Below are 15204 nucleotides of genomic sequence, written 5' to 3' on the forward strand. Positions count from 1 at the left end.
ATGAGCGTGTCACCGAACCCGGCGACCGGCCCCCTCATCGCGATGCACGGCGTGGACAAGTGGTACGGTGACTTCCACGCCCTCAAGGGCGTGACCCTGGAGGTCCGCCGGGGCGAGAAGATCGTCCTGTGCGGACCCTCCGGCTCGGGCAAGTCGACGCTCATCCGCTGCATCAACCACCTCGAGACGATCCAGAAGGGGCGGATCGTGGTCGACGGCATCGCCCTCGACGATTCGGCCCGGGCCGTCGACGCGGTGCGCCGCGAGGTCGGCATGGTGTTCCAGAGCTTCAATCTCTTCCCGCACATGACGGTGCTGGAGAACTGCACGCTGGCGCCGATGCGGGTGCGCGGCACGAAGAAGGCGGAGGCCGAGGCGATCGCGCGCCGCTACCTGGAGCGGGTCCGCATCGGCGAGCAGGCGCTGAAATACCCGGCCCAGCTCTCGGGCGGCCAGCAGCAGCGCGTCGCCATCGCCCGGGCCCTGTGCATGGAGCCCAAGGTCATGCTGTTCGACGAGCCGACCTCGGCCCTCGACCCGGAGATGGTCAAGGAGGTGCTCGACACCATGATCGGGCTCGCCCGCGACGGCATGACGATGGTGTGCGTCACCCACGAGATGGGGTTCGCCCGGCAGGTCGCCGACCGGGTGATCTTCATGGCCGACGGCGCGATCCTCGAAGAGGCCGATCCCGAGACCTTCTTCCGCACCCCGCAACATCCGCGGGCCCGCACGTTCCTCGGCGAGATCCTGGCGCATCACTGACCCGCATGCGGGCCGGTGCGAGACGAAAAAGGTGTGTCATGAGCGAGCCGATCATCTTCGTCCTGAACGGGCCGAACCTCAACCTTCTGGGCGAGCGCGAGCCCGCGATCTACGGCAGCACCACGCTCGCAGAGATCGAGACCGCTTGCCGCGCGCGTGCCGGGACGCACGGCCTCGGTATCGACTTCCGCCAGACCAACCTCGAGGGCACGCTCATCGAGAGCGTGCACGAGGCCCGCAGGCAGGCGGCGGGCATCATCATCAACCCGGCCGGCTACAGCTTCACCTCGATCGCGCTCCTCGACTCGCTCAAGATGTTCGATGGCCCGAAGATCGAGCTGCACATCTCCAACATCCACCGGCGCGAGGAGATCTACCACCGCTCGCTGGTCTCACGGACCGCCACCGCCGTCATCGCCGGCCTCGGCCCGAGCGGCTACGGGCTGGCGCTCGACGCGATGCGCCTGCTCCTCGACGAGCGCAGGGTCTGATAGACTGTCCGACTGATCGGTTGGTTCTATCCCACCCGCGACCTCATCCTGAGAGCCTGTTTGAGCGGTTTCGCCGAACGATCTGCATACAGGCCGACATCTCTCTCCGTCATCCCGGGGCTCGCCGAAGGCGAGAACCCGGGATCCATAGCCGCTGACGGTGCAGGGTGCAGCGGAACGCGTTCCGACGTCTTCTGCATCGTCGGCGGTTATGGATCCCGGGTTCCGCTCCGCGGCCCCGGGATGACATTGAGGGGTTCAATGCGGTCGGCCAACTCAAACAGGCTCTCAGGATGAGGTCGTGGGTGGGATAGAGAAGAGCCTGGCAGCGCCGTCCGCACACATCAAAAAGGCCTGAGATCGCGGGCGCCTTGCGGCGACGGAAGCGTGCCGTAGGCTCTCCCCCGCGGTCCACGCCCGGAGAGACAGCATGTTCACGCACGTCATGATCGGCAGCAACGATCTCGCGCGGTCCCGGCGCTTCTACGACGCGACCTTCGCCGCGCTCGGGGGCGGCCCCGGCAAGACGGATGAGAGGGGCCGGCTGATCTACGCCCACGATGGCGGCCGCCTGATGATCACGACGCCGATCGACGGCAAGCCGGCGACCGCGGCCAATGGCGGGACCATCGGGATCGCGGCGGCGAGCCCCGATCAGGTTCGCGCCTGGCACGCGGCCGGCACCGCCCATGGTGGGACCGCGATCGAGAGCCCGCCCACCGAGCGCCCGAACGGATCCGTCGTCGCCTACCTGCGCGATCCGGACGGCAACAAGCTCACCGCCCGGACCCGGGCGACGCGGTAGAGCAAGGACGCGCCATCGCCGGCGCGGCCCTCACGTCCGCACGAGCGGGCATCCGCCCTGCGCCAGGGGCTTGGCCGCATCGGGGCCGGGGATCTCGGTCACCACCTTGCAGTAGTCCCAGCGCGCCCGGCTCTCCGCGGGCGTCTTCACCTGCAGCAGGAAGGCCGGCACCAGGGCGCGGCCGTCCTGGCGGACCACCGTCCGGCCGAAGGCGTCGTCGTCGGCCGGCATCGCCTTCATCCGGGCGATGGTCGCGGCGCCGCTCGCCTTGGCGGCACTGGCCCCGAGGGCGGCGACCGCCTTCAGGTAGTGGAGCGCCCCGGCGTAGCAGCCGGCATGGACCATGCCCGGATAGGCGCCCTGCATCCGCGGCAGCACGCGCTGCGTGAAGGCGCGCGTGCGGTCATTGGCGTCCCAGTAGAAGCTGTTGGTGTGCAGGAGCCCCTGCGTCAGGGCTAAGCCCAGCGCGTTGATGTCGTTGAGGAACATCACCGGTGCGGCGACCCGCATGCGGTCGCGCAGGCCGAACTCGCTCGCCTGCTTGAGGCAGTTGACCATGTCGGTGCCGCCGAGCGCGAGACCCAGCACGTCGGCGCCGCTGCCCTGCGCGGCGACCAGGAAGGACGAGTAGTCGGTCGCGCCGATCGGGTAGCGGGAATTGCCGAGAACCGTGCCGCCGGCCTGCTGCACGAAGCTCGCGGTCTCGCCCTGGATCGCGTTGCCGAAGGCGTTGTCGGTGGTGATGAAGTACCACTTGCGCCCGCCGGCCTTCACGGTCTCGGTGCCGAGCGCCTTCGCCAGCATGTAGGCGTCGTAGGTCCAGTTGATGGTGTTCGGCGTGCATTGGGCGCCGGTGAAGTCCATCGAGGTGACCGCGGTGCCGATGCAGGCCTTGTTGCGCTCGGCCGTCACGAAGGCGGTCGCCAGGGCGACCGAGGAATTGGGCAGGCCGATCACCATGTCGACGCCCTCGGAATCGTACCAGCGCCGGGCGATCCCTGAGCCGACATCCGGCTTGTTCTGGTGGTCGGCGAACACGACCTCGACGGAGAAGCCGTGTCGCTCGGGGCCGAAATCCGCCACCGCCTGCTGCACGCAGGCGACGCCGCCGGGCCCGAGGAGATCGGTGTAGATGCCGGAGAAATCCGACAGGACGCCGATCTTGATCCTCGGGATGCCCGTCGCTTGGGCGCGGGCGCCGCCGCTCCAGGCGGCCGCGAGCGCGGTGGCGCCGCCCATCAGGGCTCGCCGCGAGATTGCCATGGCGTCGTCCTCCCGGATCGACCGTGCGGCGTCGAGGCCGCCGGCGTCCCTTGCTCGTGTGTCGTCCACTCAGCGCCGCAGGCGCGGCTTCTCGATCCCGGCGAGGTCGCACAGGGCATCGACCATCGCGGAGAAATCCTTGGAGCCGAAGCCGCGGGCGCGGGCGGTCGAGAATGCCTCGCGGGCGGCGGCCAGGATCGGCATCGGCACCCGCGCGGCGTGGGCAGCCTCGCTGACGAGCGTCAGGTCCTTGTGGGCGAGGTCGATGGTGAAGCCCGGCTCGATGTCGCCGGCGAGCACCTTGCTCGGCCAGGCGATCTTCAGCTGCCCGTTGACCGCCGTGGTGCCGTACAGGACCTCCAGCGTGCGCTCCAGGTCGAGGCCGAGGCGCTGCGACAGTCCCAGCGCCTCGGCGTTGAGCTGGCAGGAGGTCACCGCGAGGTAGTTGTTGACGAGCTTCGTGCGCGTGCCCGTGCCGACCGGGCCGCAATGATAGATCGTCGAGCCCATGCCTTCGAGGAGCGGCTTGACCCGGGCGAAATCGGCGTCCGACGCCCCGACCATGAACAGCGATTCGCCGCGATCGGCGTGGCTGGCGAGGCGCCCGACCGGCGCGTCGACGAAGCCGATGCCGCGGCTCTTCGCGAGCGCGGCGAGTTCGTCCGTGGTCTCGGGCGAGACCGTGCTCATGTCCATGACGAGGGAGCCGGGCGCGGCATGCGCCAGCACGCCGCCGGGCCCGGCCACCACCTCGCGCACCACCGCCGAGTTCGGCAGCATCGTGACGATGATCCCGGCCTGTCCCGCCACCTCGGCGGCGCTCGCCGCGGCGCGGGCCTGCAGGCTCTCGAGCTCCTGCACGGCCGCCGGGTTCACGTCGTTGACGACGAGCCGGACGCCCTTGCGGCAGAGGTTGGACGCCATGGGCCGGCCCATGCGGCCGAGCCCGATGAACCCCACCATCTCCATGCCTGTCCTCCCGTATTGCCGGCCCGTTCGTCGCGGGCGTCTTGGGGAGGATCTTAGGCCGCCGCGTTCTCAAGCGAATTCGAATTCCGTGAGACCGGATATGCCGAGAATGAAAGTGCGCCGACGACGCTGCCGCGCGCACATCTCGCCCGGTGAACACGAAGCCGCCCGTCGCCCGGGACAGGGCGAAGCGCCCCGCCGGACGTCCGGCGAGGGGCCGGCCGGAGATGACGATGACCGTTTCCTCACACGATGCCGCGGCGGAGTGGCCGCTCGCGATCTACCGCGCCTTGCGTGAGGCCGGGGTGACGCAGGCCTCCTACGTGCCGGATGCCGGGCATGCCCGGTTGATCCGCGCGCTGCACGACGACGCCGCGGTGCGCACCACCGTCCTGACCACCGAGGAGGAGGGGATCGCGCTCGCGGCCGGCGCCTGGCTCGGCGGGGACCGCGCGGTGCTGCTGATGCAGTCGAGCGGGGTCGGCAACTGCATCAACATGCTGTCGCTGCCCGCGACCTGCCGGTTCCCGTTCCTGACCCTGGTGACGATGCGCGGCGAGTGGGCCGAGTTCAACCCGTGGCAGATCCCGATGGGGCTCGGCACGCCCGCCGCCCTCGAGACGATGGGCGTCACGCTCCTGCGCCTCGACCGGCCGGAGGAGGCGGGCGAGGTGGTGGAGGCCGCGGCGAACCTCGCCTTCGACGGCGACCGGCAGGTCGCCGTGCTGATCTCCCAGCGCATGCTGGGGCGCAAGAAGTGGGTCGAGGGCAAATGAGCCGGGGAGATCACCGCATGTCGGACACGAGCAAGTCGGACGATTCCGGGACGCTCGATCGCCGCCGGGCCGTCAAGGTCCTCCTCGCCGAGCGCCGCGACCTCCTGGTCGTGACCGGCCTCGGCTCGCCGTCCTACGACGTCTTCGACGCCGGCGACCACGACGGCAACTTCTACCTCTGGGGTGCGATGGGCGGCGCGGCCCTGGTCGGTCTCGGACTCGCGCTCGCGCAGCCGGCGCGGCCGGTCGCGGTCGTGACCGGCGACGGCGAGCAGATCATGGGGGCGGGCGGCCTGATGACGGTCGCGGTGGCGGCTCCCGGCAACCTCACGATCGTCGTCCTCGACAACGGCCACTACGGCGAGACCGGCATGCAGCGGAGCCACGCGGGTCTCGGCGTCCGGCTCGACCGGGTCGCGCAGGCGAGCGGGATCGAGGACGCGGTCGAGATCGCCGACGAGGCCGGGCTCGCGGCCTACCGGCCGAAGCTTCTCGCCACCTCCGGCGGACCCCGCTTCCTGCGGGTGCGGATCGCCTCCGGGCACGTGGAGCGGGCCCTGCCGCCGCGGGACGGCGTCTACCTCAAGCACCGGATGCGCGGGCATCTCGGCTTCACGGTCTCGTAGACCCCGGTCGGGGCCCGGCCTGGAACTCGGTCGCGAGGCGCCAGCGGCCCTCGCGCACGAGCGCGGCGATCTCCGTCCGCACGAGGCCGGCCACGGCGGCGCTGGCGATCGAGGCCGGCTTCCCGGTGGCCGAGGCCAGCACGACCTCGCGGGCGATGCCCGGCGCCGCGAAGGCCGCGCTCTCGAGGCGGCCCTGCTGCAATTCCGCGTGGATCGCCGAGGGCGGCAGGATGGTGTAGCCGATCCCTTCCTCGACGATGTTGGTCAGGACCCGGAAGGAATCGGCCTCGACCACCACGTCGACCGCGAGCTTCCGGCGCGCCGCCGCCTTCTCGACGAGGCGGCGCAAGCCATGCGAGTGGCTCGGCAGCGCGAGCTTCTGGCCGATGAGCCAGGCGAGGTCGACGGGCGCACGCTCGGCCAGCCCCGATCCTTTCGGGCCGACCGCCACCAGCTCGTCGCGCCCGAGCGTCTCGACGTCGAGATGCAGGTCGACCGCCGGGCCGTAGAGGATCGACAAATCGACCCGGCCGCGATGCAGCCACTCGACGAGGTGCCCGCCATAGCTCTCGACGATCCGGAGCGCGACGTTCGGCAGTTCCGCGACGGCGCGGCGCGCGACCCGTGCCGACAGGACCGCGCTCACCGTCGGCACCACCCCGAGCACGACGCTGCCCGAGGGCATCCGGTCGAGCGACTGCAGGTCGTCGCGCACCTGCTCGATCTGGCGCACCAGGCTCAGGCTGCGCTCCAGGAGCAGTTGCCCCGCGCTCGTCAGCACCATGCCGCGCCCGTTGCGCACGAACAGCTCGGCCTTCAGCTCGTGCTCCAGCAGCTTCATCTGCCGGCTGAGCGCCGGCTGCCCGATGCGCAAGAGGTCCGCCGCCTTGCTCAGGCTGCCGAGCTCGGCGATGGCGTGGAACGTCCTGAGGGTGCGAAGGTCCATGGGCCGGGTTCCGTCGACCGGACGCGCCGTCGAGCCTCCGAACGATCCTTGCCGAGACCGATAGCATACGATGCCTGTCAGTGCCTCGCTCCGGCGACATCGGCGGCGGAGAGCCCCGTTTGCCGGATCGGCATCCTGCCTACACCTTCATCCCAAGATGTCGTACGAAATCCGACGGATTGCTTCGCAAGAGCCATAGCGAAGACGCGAGAGCCACCATCACGGCGAAGCCCGCGCGGCCCGCACCTCCGCCAGGAAGGCCTGCGCCAGGCGCGAGAGCGGCTCGGCCTCCGACCACAGCATGAAGGCCTCGACCGGCGTGCGCGGCTCGAACGGGCGCACCACCACCGGATGCGCGCCGCCCTGCGCGGGCGAGAACGGGTCGACCACCGCGACGCCGACGCCGGCGCCGGCCAGCACGCAGGCGGTGTTGCAGTAGCGAACCTCCACGGTCGCGTCGAACGGCACGCCGGCCCGTGCGAAGGCATCGCGCAGGGCCTCGCCGAGGCGGGTGCCGCGCTCCAGCCCGATGAAGGGGTGGCGGGCGAGGTCTGCCGGCGTGACGCTCGCCTTCAGGCTCAAGGGATGGTCGGGGGCCATGACGCAGACCATCTCGCCGCGGTGCACCACCTCGTGGGCGAGGCCGACATGGTTCGACAGACCGAGCGCGAAGCCGAGTTCCGCCACCCGGCCCGACACGCCCTCGATCACGCCCTCGTAGCGGCGCACGTCGAAGAACAGCCGCGTCTGCGGCCGCTGGCGCACGAAGGCGGCGAGCGCCCGGGGCAGCAGGCCGTAGGCGAGCGGCGGGGTCGCCATGATGGCGAGGTGGCCGTGCCGGTTCTCGCGCAGGTCGCGCAGGCGGTTCTCGAGCTTGGCGTGGAGCGCGAAGATCGCCTCGCTCTCCCGGTAGAGCGTCATCGCCTCGGCGGTCGGAAACAGCCGGTTGTTGATGCGGTCGAACAGCGGGAAGCCGGCTCGCGCCTCCATCGCCTTGAGGGCGTTGCTGACTGCCGGCTGCGACACCGCCAGCTCCTCGGCCGCCGCCAGGGTGGTGCGGTGCCGGACCACCGCCCGCAGGATCTCCAGCTGCCGCAGGTTCATCATCACTCCATATTATAGTCCGGCGGAATTTATCATAAGTAGCTGGATTGTGGGGGCGTAAGGAATATGCATGATCGGGGCATGGAAGTGGGCCGATACAGCGGAATGCTTACAATTCAAGCATGATGCCCACTCAGAGGTCATGATGTCCCGTATCGTCACCGTCGCGGCGGCCCAGATGGGTCCGACCCAGCGCGCCGATTCCCGCGCCCATACCCTCGACCGGCTGATCCGCCTGCTCGAAGAGGCGGCGGGACGCGGCGCGACGCTGGTGGTCTTCCCCGAGCTCGCCTTCACGACGTTCTTCCCGCGCTGGCTCCTCGAAGGCGACGAGCTCGACAATTACTTCGAGCGCGCGATGCCGAACCCGGCGGTCCAGCCGCTCTTCGACCGCGCAAGGGAACTCGGCGTCGGCTTCAACATAGGCTACGCCGAGCTGACGCCGTCGGGCGAGCGCTTCAACAGCACGATCCTGGTGCAGCCGGACGGTTCGATCCTCGGGCGCTACCGCAAGGTCCATCTGCCGGGCTCGGTCGAGCCGCGGCCGGGCGCCCGGTTCCAGCAGCTCGAGAAGCGCTACTTCTCCTACGGCAATACCGGCTTCCCGGCCTTCCGGGCGGGCGCGGAGTGGCAAGGCGCGATCGTCGGCATGATGATCTGCAACGACCGGCGCTGGCCCGAGGCCTGGCGGGTGCTGGGCCTGCAGGGCGTCGAGCTGGTCTGCGTCGGCTACAACTCGGCGGCCTACGACCCCAACGGCGGCACGAGCGAGGATGCCTCGCTGCGCACCTTCCACTCGACGCTGGTCGCCCAGGCCAACGCCTACATGAACGCCACCTGGGCGGTGGCGGTGGCGAAGGCCGGGGACGAGGACGGCTCGGGCCTGATCGGCGGCTCCTGCATCGTCGATCCCGACGGGCGCATCGTCGCCCAGGCCCAGACCCTCGGCGACGAGGTGGTGGTGGCCGCATGCGACCTCGACCGGTGCCGGCAGGGCAAGGAGAAGATGTTCAATTTCGGTCAGCACCGCCAGCCGGCGCAGTACGGGCCGATCACCGCGCGGGCCGGCGTGATCGAGCCGGCGCCGCTCGCGGCGGAGTGACGGTGATGCGGCGCGCCCTAAGCAGATTTCGCAAAAGTGGTGGCCGGTTTTGCGGTAAAAATCTGCGACAATACAAGAATCTAAGCGGGCGAAGCGTTGGCCTGCCAACGCAAGTCTGCTTAGTCCTCGCGATCCTGACCGCCCTCGCAGCGGGCCGCGCCGCCGCCGCCGGCCTGCCGGAAGAGATCCGCCAGCGCGGAACCTTGCGGCTCTCCGTCAACGCCACCTACGCGCCGATGGAGTACCGCGACCCCGAGACCAACACGTTGAAGGGCCTCGACATCGATCTGGCGACCGAGATGGCGAAGCGCCTCGGCGTCGCCATCGCCTGGAGCGAGGTGCCGTTCGCCGAGCTGATCCTGTCGCTGCAATCGGGCCGGGCCGACTTCGTCATCAGCGGCATCTCGGACCGCGCCTCGCGCCACGACAAGGCCGACTTCATCGACTACCTGACGACCGGCGCCCAGTTTTTCGTCCTCGCCGGCAGCCCGGCCGCGACCGAGGCGGATCTCTGCGGCAAGCGGATCGGCACCACCCGCAGCACCTCGTTCCCGGCCCAGATCGAGGACTGGAGCAAGGCGGCCTGCGTGGGAGCGGGCAAGCCGCCGGCGATCGTCGCGCCGGGCGAGAACAGTATCGACGTGCGCAACCAGCTCAAGCAGGGCCGCATCGACGCCGCGGTCCAGGGCAGCGAGACGCTGCCCTACGCGCAGGGGCTGGAGGCGGGCCGCTACCGCGTCCTCGGCTCGCCCTTCACCAAGGGCTATCAGGGGATCATGGTGCGCAAGGAGGACGCTGCCCTGCGCGAGACCTTGACCGCGACCCTGCGGGCGATGATCGCTGATGGCAGCTACGGCACCATCCTGGCGCGATACGGCCTGTCGGCCAATGCGGTCCCAGAGCCCCTCCTGAACGCGAGCGACCAATGAGCAGCGGACGCGCCCTCGCCGAGGGTTTTCCCGATCTCACCGGCCTGCCGACCGCAAGGCAGCCCCATTGGGGCCGCTGGCTCGCCGCTGGCCTGATCCTCTGCATCCTGGCGCTGGTCGGGCGCGCCTTCGCGCAAGGCCAGATCGAGTGGGCTTACGTCGGCCGCTTCCTCACCGTGCCGGTGATCCTGCACGGCATCGTCAACACCCTGACGATGGCGGTGCTGGCGATGAGCCTCGGCATCGCGCTCGGCCTCGTCGTCGCGGTGATGCGGCTCTCGCCCAACCCGGTGCTGAAGGGGGTGGCCGCCGGCTATACATGGCTGTTTCGCGGCACGCCGCTGATCCTCCAACTGCTCTTGTGGTTCAACCTGGCGCTGGTCTTTCCGGTGATCGGGATCCCGGGCCTGTGGTCGGCGAAGGCGGTCGAGGTGATGACGCCGTTCCTCGCCGCGCTCCTGGGCCTCGGCATCAACCAGGGCGCCTATACCTCGGAGGTGATGCGCGCCGGCCTGCTCTCGGTCGATGCCGGGCAGTACGAGGCCGCGCAGGCGATCGGCATGGGCCGGCTCAAGGCGCTCTATCGCATCATCCTGCCCCAGGCGATGCGGGTGGTGCTGCCGCCGCTCGGCAACGAGTTCATCGGCCTCGTCAAGGCGACCTCGCTCGCCAGCGTGATCCAGTACCCGGAGGTGCTGCACGCCGCCGAGAACATCTACTACGCCAATTCCCGGGTCATCGAACTCCTGATCGTCGCCGGATTGTGGTACCTGCTGGTGGTCTCGATCCTGACGCCCCTGCAGATGCTGCTCGAACGCCGCTTCGCCCGCGGCACCGCGAGGATCACCCGATGAGCGCTCGGCCCCTCGTCGCGTTCCGTCGCGTCTCGAAGAGCTTCGGCACCTTCAAGGCCCTCGACGACGTCTCCCTCGATGTCCGCTCCGGCGAGGTGATGTGCCTGATCGGCGCCTCGGGCTCGGGCAAGACGACGCTGCTCCGCTGCGTCAACCAGCTCACCCGGATCGATGCCGGCGGTATCTGGCTCGACGGCGAGCTTTTAGGCGTGCGCGAGGCCGGCGGGCGGCTGCACGCCTTGAGCGAGCGCGAGGTGGCGCGCCAGCGCCTCAAGACCGGCATGGTGTTTCAGCGCTTCAACCTCTTCCCGCACAAGACCGCGCTCGAGAACGTCACCGAGGGGCCCGTGCAGGTCCAGGGCCGCCGGCCGGCGGAGGTGCGGGACGAGGCGGTGGCGCTCCTCGCCCGGGTCGGCCTCGCCGCCAAGGCGGGCAACTATCCGGCCCAGCTCTCCGGCGGGCAGCAGCAGCGCGTCGCCATCGCCCGCGCGCTCGCCATGAAGCCGCAGCTGATGCTGTTCGACGAGCCGACCTCGGCCCTCGACCCGGAACTCGTCGGCGAGGTGCTGGCGGTGATGCGCGAGCTCGCCCGCTCGGGCATGACCATGATGGTCGTCACCCACGAGCTGGGCTTCGCCCGCGAGGTCGCCGACACCGTCGTCTACATGGACCAGGGCGGCATCGTCGAGGCGGGCACGCCGGCGGAGGTCCTGGGCGGGCCGCGCGAGGCTCGCACCCGCAGCTTCCTCTCGGCGGTAATCGGCTGAGAGTCGTTTTCGAGAGTGCACGAGGAGGTTTTGGTGAAGCGCCTGATCGCGACCGTTGTGATGAGCCTGTCGACCGCCGTGGCCGCGGCGCAGGACGCGCCGAAGGCCGCCCTGCCGCCGGACGTGGTCAAGAGCGGCACGCTCAAGGTCGCGATCGTCCCGAACTATCCGCCGATGGAGTTCAAGAACCCCGAGACCGGCCAGCTCACCGGCTTCGACGTCGATCTCGGCGACGCACTCGCCAAGAAGCTCGGGGTCAAGCTCGCCTGGCAGGAGACCAGCTTCGACCAGATGATGCCGGCGCTCGCGACTGGCCGGGTCGACGCGATCCTGTCCGGCATGACCGACCTTCCGACCCGACACGACACCGCGACCTTCGTCGACTACCTGCGCAGCGGCCCGCAATTCTTCGTCCGCAAGGCCCGCGCGCCTGAGTTCACCGGTATGGCCTCGCTCTGCGGCAAGAAGGCCGGGGCGAGCCGGCGCACCTCGTTCCCGCGCGAGATCGCGGCCTGGAGCGAACAGAACTGCAAGGACAACCCGGTGGTGTTCGTCGGCACCGAAGGCTCGGCCGATGCCCGCACCCAGCTCAAGCAGGGCCGCATCGACGCCGCCGTGCAGGGCAACGAGACGCTGCCCTACGTGATGGGCCTCGAGCCCGACACCTACCTCGCGCTCGGCACCCCGATCGCGCTCCAGTATACCGGCATCGCGATTCCCGTGAAGGAGACCAGCCTGCAGCAGGCCGTGGCCGGCGCCCTCGACGCGCTGATCGCCGACGGGACCTACAAGGCGCTCCTGGAGAAGTGGAAGCTCACCGAGAACGGCGTCGACAAGGCGCTGATCAACGGGGCGAAGTAGTCAGCCGGTAATCGGTGAATATTCATCGCAGGATAGAGCGCGGGTTTCCCCTCTCCCCGCGGGCGGGGAGAGGGCCGAGTTGCCGTCCAGGCGGCTCGGCGAGCCCGCAGGGCGAGGGTGAGGGGGTGTTTCCGGAGGAGCCTCACTCGTCGAGACCCCCTCACCCTCGCTCCGGCTGCGCCTTCGCTTCCTTCGCCCCCGGCAAGGGGGGCTCAGGCCTCTCCCCGCCCGCGGGGAGAGGAGAAATCCCGCGCCTTCTCTAGCCCCCGGAAGCCCTGCCATCCCGGAGAGCGTGAACGCGTCGAAGCAGTGTCCTGGACATCTCGCCCAAGGACCACACAGCCACCCCCACACAGAGCCCCCCATGAACCGCGCCGCCCTCGACAGCATCCCGCTCACCCCCGCCAACCTCGCCCCCCCGGCCCCGGACTACCCCTGGCCCGCCCCGTACCGCTCGGCGATGTTCCTCTCCTTCGACGTCGACGCGGAGAGCGCCTGGACCAGCAAGGATGCGGGCCACGCCGAGCGCCTGGTCACCATGAGCTACGGCGCCTACGAGGCCCGGGTCGGCACGCCGAAGCTCCTCGAACTCCTCGACCAGCTCGGCCTCAAGGGTACCTTCTTCATCACTGGCTGGGCGGTCGACGCCTATCCGGCGATGGCCGAGGCGATCGTCCGGGGCGGCCACGAGATCGGGCACCACGGCTACCACCACCTGATGCCCGATCCCGGCGCGCCCTTCATGGAGGAGGAGATCGAGCGCGGCTTCGAGACCCTGAAGCGCCGCCTCGGCGTGGTGCCGACGGGCTACCGCGCGCCCTACGGCGAGTTCACCGAATCCCTGCGCCAGACCCTCGTGAAGCACGGCATCGTCTACACCTCGTCGTTCCGCGACGACGTGCGGCCCTACCGCCACGTGCTGCGGGACGGCACCCCCGGCCCGATCGAGCTGCCGGTGACGGCGAGCTACGACGACTGGATGCACGGCCTCTCGACCCGGTTCAGCCCGCGCTCGATCTTCCCCAAGGAGCACGTCCTTTCGCTGTGGAAGGACGAGCTCGACGAGGTGCGCGACTGGGGCGCGATGGTGACGACGGTGCTGCATCCCCAGTGCAGCGGCCGGCCGATGCGGCTTCGCCTGCTGCGCGAGTTCCTGACCTACGCGCAATCCTGCCCCGACCTCTGGATCACCACCGGCGAAGCGATCGCCGAGAACTTCCTCACGCACGAGAGGGCGGCGTGACCTCGGTCGCGATCTTCGGCTCCTACGTCCTCATCCGCCGGGATGGCGCAGCCCGCATCGCGCGCGACCGCTGGGTCCTGGTCGAGGGCACCCGCATCGCCGCGGTCACGCCGGACCGGCCGGCGGCGGACGAGATTTACGACCGGCCGGGCCGCCTCGTGCTGCCGGGCCTCCTCAACCTGCACAATCACTGCTTCAGCGAGGCGATCGCCCGCTCGCACACCGAGGACGGAAGAGGGCGAAAGGGGGGCAAGAGCATCGTCTACACGGTGCTGCTGCCGCTCTCGAAGACCGCGCTCGCCATCCTGTCGCGGCAGGAGCGCCTGGCCGCCGCACGACTCGGCATCCTGCAGCTCCTCAAGGGCGGCGCGACCACCGTGATGGAGCCGTTCCGCAACGGCCTCCCCGAGATGTTCGAGGCCGCCGAGGAGATGGGCCTGCGCTTCTACGGCGCGCCCTACCTGTTCTCCACCGCCGACGCCAAGGCCGGCCCGGACGGGCGCGTGACCTATCGCGGCGACGACGGCGAGGCCGACCTCGCGGCGTGGAACGCGCTCCACGCCCGCTGGGAGGGGAGGGGGCAGGGCCGCATCCGCCTCGCCATGAGCCCGCACGCCACCGACACCTGCGGCCCGGACCTGCTCCGCGCCTGCGCCGTCCGGGCGCGGGAGCTCGGCGTGCCGATCACCACCCATCTCGCCCAGAGCGACGACGAGGTCGCGACCATCCGGTCGCGCCACGACGGGCGCAGCCCCGCCGAATACCTCGACTGGCTCGGCCTGCTGGCGCCCGACCTGCTCGCCGCCCACTGCATCGCCAGCAGCGACGACGACCTGCGCCTGATGGCGGCGCGGGGCGCCACGGTGCTGAACTGCCCACGGGTCTTCGCCCGGGCCGGCCGCACCGCCGCCTTCTCCCGCTTCGCCGCCCACGGCCTGCGCACCGTGGTGGGCACCGACGGCTACAACATGGATCTCCTGGGCGAATTGAACGCCGCCTCGCTGATCTCGAAGGTCGCCGCCGGCCGGGCCGAGGTCGCGGAGTCCGCTGCCCTGATCGATGCCGTGACGGGGGAGGCCGCCGCGGCGATCCGGCGCCCGGATCTCGGCGTGATCGCGCCCGGCGCCACCGCCGACCTGACGGTGGTGGACATGCTGCACCCGCATTTGCAGCCGCTGCACGATCCGTTGCGCGCCCTGATCGCGCTCGCCAACCGGGCCGACATCGCCCAGGTGATGGTCGACGGCCGGATCCTCGTCGACGAGGGCCGCTACCGGGGAGGCGACGAGGAGACGATCGTCCGCGAGGGTGCTGCCGCGATCGAGCGGATCTGGAACTTGCCCGAGGCCCGGGCGGCCTTCGAGGAGGCTTGAGAGGGGCGGTATCCGGCTCGCGGCGTCCAGGAGGAGAGGATCGCGAGGAGCCTGCACTTGTTTGGTTTCCCCACCCACGACCTCATCCTGAGAGCCTGTTTGAGTTGGCCGGCAGAATCGAAACCCTCGATGTCATCCCGGGGCCGCGGAGCGGAACCCGGGATCCATAACCGCTGACGATGCGGAAGACGTCGGAACGCGTTCCGCTTCACCCCTCACCGTCAGCGGTTATGGATCCCGGGTTCTCGCCTTTGGCGAGCCCCGGGATGACGTAGAGAGATGTCGGCCTGTGTGCAGATCGTTCGGCGAAACCGCTCAAACAGGTTCTCA

16 protein-coding genes are annotated in these 15204 nt (G+C 70.0%); 12 read left to right on the top strand and 4 right to left on the bottom strand.

Annotated features, from left to right (window positions below; all coding sequences use genetic code 11):
* From BM430_RS04705 to BM430_RS04715, 3 genes are all read left to right on the top strand, one after another.
* Entirely contained in the window at nt 1-765 is a 765-nt protein-coding gene (locus BM430_RS04705) for an amino acid ABC transporter ATP-binding protein (protein WP_093565876.1), read from the top strand.
* Nucleotides 766-803: 38 nt separating this feature from the next.
* Nucleotides 804-1256, top strand: coding sequence for a type II 3-dehydroquinate dehydratase (locus BM430_RS04710; protein ID WP_093565878.1), 453 nt, complete (start codon nt 804-806; stop codon nt 1254-1256).
* Nucleotides 1257-1686: 430 nt separating this feature from the next.
* Nucleotides 1687-2061 carry a VOC family protein gene (locus BM430_RS04715; protein WP_093565880.1) on the top strand — a complete coding sequence of 125 codons (375 nt, stop codon included), beginning with the start codon at nt 1687-1689 and terminating at the stop codon, nt 2059-2061.
* A 30-nt stretch (nt 2062-2091) separates the two neighbouring features.
* Here BM430_RS04715 and BM430_RS04720 read toward each other — a convergent pair whose 3' ends face one another.
* Both BM430_RS04720 and BM430_RS04725 read right to left on the bottom strand, forming a co-directional pair.
* Nucleotides 2092-3324: an ABC transporter substrate-binding protein gene (locus BM430_RS04720; RefSeq protein WP_093565882.1), complete on the bottom strand. Its 1233-nt coding sequence runs from the start codon at nt 3322-3324 to the stop codon at nt 2092-2094.
* A gap of 69 nt (nt 3325-3393) precedes the next feature.
* Complete coding sequence (locus tag BM430_RS04725; RefSeq protein ID WP_093565884.1) at nt 3394-4293, bottom strand: NAD(P)-dependent oxidoreductase; 900 nt, start codon at nt 4291-4293, stop codon at nt 3394-3396.
* Between the two features lie 227 nt (nt 4294-4520).
* Between BM430_RS04725 and BM430_RS04730 the strand changes: the two genes are divergently transcribed.
* Together BM430_RS04730 and BM430_RS04735 are read left to right on the top strand one after the other, a co-directional pair.
* The gene (locus BM430_RS04730) at nt 4521-5069 is read left to right on the top strand and encodes a thiamine pyrophosphate-binding protein (protein WP_093565886.1); all 549 of its coding nucleotides are present in this window, start codon (nt 4521-4523) and stop codon (nt 5067-5069) included.
* A 17-nt stretch (nt 5070-5086) separates the two neighbouring features.
* Nucleotides 5087-5695: a thiamine pyrophosphate-dependent enzyme gene (locus BM430_RS04735; protein ID WP_093565887.1), complete on the top strand. Its 609-nt coding sequence runs from the start codon at nt 5087-5089 to the stop codon at nt 5693-5695.
* On the opposite strand, the gene BM430_RS04740 is transcribed toward BM430_RS04735, so the two are convergent.
* Nucleotides 5682-6641, bottom strand: a complete 960-nt coding sequence (locus tag BM430_RS04740; protein ID WP_093565889.1) for a LysR family transcriptional regulator — start codon at nt 6639-6641, stop codon at nt 5682-5684. The genes BM430_RS04735 and BM430_RS04740 overlap by 14 nt on opposite strands.
* 219 nt (nt 6642-6860) lie before the next feature.
* On the bottom strand, nt 6861-7745 hold the full coding sequence (locus BM430_RS04745) for a LysR family transcriptional regulator (protein ID WP_093566012.1): 885 nt from the start codon (nt 7743-7745) through the stop codon (nt 6861-6863).
* A 145-nt stretch (nt 7746-7890) separates the two neighbouring features.
* Here BM430_RS04745 and BM430_RS04750 point away from each other — a divergent pair, with 145 nt between their 5' ends.
* The 7 genes from BM430_RS04750 (at nt 7891) to BM430_RS04780 (ending at nt 14874) form a co-directional block, all read left to right on the top strand.
* Nucleotides 7891-8847, top strand: a complete 957-nt coding sequence (locus BM430_RS04750) for an N-carbamoyl-D-amino-acid hydrolase (RefSeq protein WP_093566013.1) — start codon at nt 7891-7893, stop codon at nt 8845-8847.
* A gap of 101 nt (nt 8848-8948) precedes the next feature.
* Entirely contained in the window at nt 8949-9776 is an 828-nt protein-coding gene (locus BM430_RS04755) for an ABC transporter substrate-binding protein (protein ID WP_280142263.1), read from the top strand.
* Nucleotides 9773-10630 (top strand): amino acid ABC transporter permease, encoded by an 858-nt coding sequence (locus BM430_RS04760; protein ID WP_093565893.1) that lies wholly within the window; start codon nt 9773-9775, stop codon nt 10628-10630. Before BM430_RS04755 ends, BM430_RS04760 begins: the two co-directional genes overlap by 4 nt.
* Nucleotides 10627-11397 carry an amino acid ABC transporter ATP-binding protein gene (locus BM430_RS04765; RefSeq protein ID WP_093565895.1) on the top strand — a complete coding sequence of 257 codons (771 nt, stop codon included), beginning with the start codon at nt 10627-10629 and terminating at the stop codon, nt 11395-11397. Before BM430_RS04760 ends, BM430_RS04765 begins: the two co-directional genes overlap by 4 nt.
* 33 nt (nt 11398-11430) lie before the next feature.
* Complete coding sequence (locus BM430_RS04770; RefSeq protein WP_244539321.1) at nt 11431-12258, top strand: ABC transporter substrate-binding protein; 828 nt, start codon at nt 11431-11433, stop codon at nt 12256-12258.
* Nucleotides 12259-12622: 364 nt separating this feature from the next.
* On the top strand, nt 12623-13501 hold the full coding sequence (locus tag BM430_RS04775; RefSeq protein WP_093565897.1) for a polysaccharide deacetylase family protein: 879 nt from the start codon (nt 12623-12625) through the stop codon (nt 13499-13501).
* On the top strand, nt 13498-14874 hold the full coding sequence (locus BM430_RS04780; RefSeq protein ID WP_093565899.1) for an amidohydrolase family protein: 1377 nt from the start codon (nt 13498-13500) through the stop codon (nt 14872-14874). The genes BM430_RS04775 and BM430_RS04780 overlap by 4 nt, the downstream gene beginning before the upstream one ends.
* The last annotated feature ends 330 nt before the right edge of the window (nt 14875-15204 follow it).

It is taken from the genome of Methylobacterium sp. 174MFSha1.1 (genome assembly GCF_900116815.1).
Classification (GTDB): Bacteria; Pseudomonadota; Alphaproteobacteria; order Rhizobiales; family Beijerinckiaceae; genus Methylobacterium.

What these genes read in the sequence shown, in the direction of transcription:
- BM430_RS04705 (WP_093565876.1), top strand. Translation starts at nt 1, where the DNA reads ATGAGCGTGTCACCGAACCCGGCGACCGGCCCCCTCATCGCGATGCAC.
- BM430_RS04710 (WP_093565878.1), top strand. Translation starts at nt 804, where the DNA reads ATGAGCGAGCCGATCATCTTCGTCCTGAACGGGCCGAACCTCAACCTT.
- BM430_RS04730 (WP_093565886.1), top strand. Translation starts at nt 4,521, where the DNA reads ATGACGATGACCGTTTCCTCACACGATGCCGCGGCGGAGTGGCCGCTC.
- BM430_RS04715 (WP_093565880.1), top strand. Translation starts at nt 1,687, where the DNA reads ATGTTCACGCACGTCATGATCGGCAGCAACGATCTCGCGCGGTCCCGG.
- BM430_RS04765 (WP_093565895.1), top strand. Translation starts at nt 10,627, where the DNA reads ATGAGCGCTCGGCCCCTCGTCGCGTTCCGTCGCGTCTCGAAGAGCTTC.
- BM430_RS04725 (WP_093565884.1), bottom strand. Translation starts at nt 4,293, where the DNA reads ATGGAGATGGTGGGGTTCATCGGGCTCGGCCGCATGGGCCGGCCCATG.
- BM430_RS04750 (WP_093566013.1), top strand. Translation starts at nt 7,891, where the DNA reads ATGTCCCGTATCGTCACCGTCGCGGCGGCCCAGATGGGTCCGACCCAG.
- BM430_RS04775 (WP_093565897.1), top strand. Translation starts at nt 12,623, where the DNA reads ATGAACCGCGCCGCCCTCGACAGCATCCCGCTCACCCCCGCCAACCTC.
- BM430_RS04735 (WP_093565887.1), top strand. Translation starts at nt 5,087, where the DNA reads ATGTCGGACACGAGCAAGTCGGACGATTCCGGGACGCTCGATCGCCGC.
- BM430_RS04740 (WP_093565889.1), bottom strand. Translation starts at nt 6,641, where the DNA reads ATGGACCTTCGCACCCTCAGGACGTTCCACGCCATCGCCGAGCTCGGC.
- BM430_RS04720 (WP_093565882.1), bottom strand. Translation starts at nt 3,324, where the DNA reads ATGGCAATCTCGCGGCGAGCCCTGATGGGCGGCGCCACCGCGCTCGCG.
- BM430_RS04745 (WP_093566012.1), bottom strand. Translation starts at nt 7,745, where the DNA reads ATGAACCTGCGGCAGCTGGAGATCCTGCGGGCGGTGGTCCGGCACCGC.
- BM430_RS04760 (WP_093565893.1), top strand. Translation starts at nt 9,773, where the DNA reads ATGAGCAGCGGACGCGCCCTCGCCGAGGGTTTTCCCGATCTCACCGGC.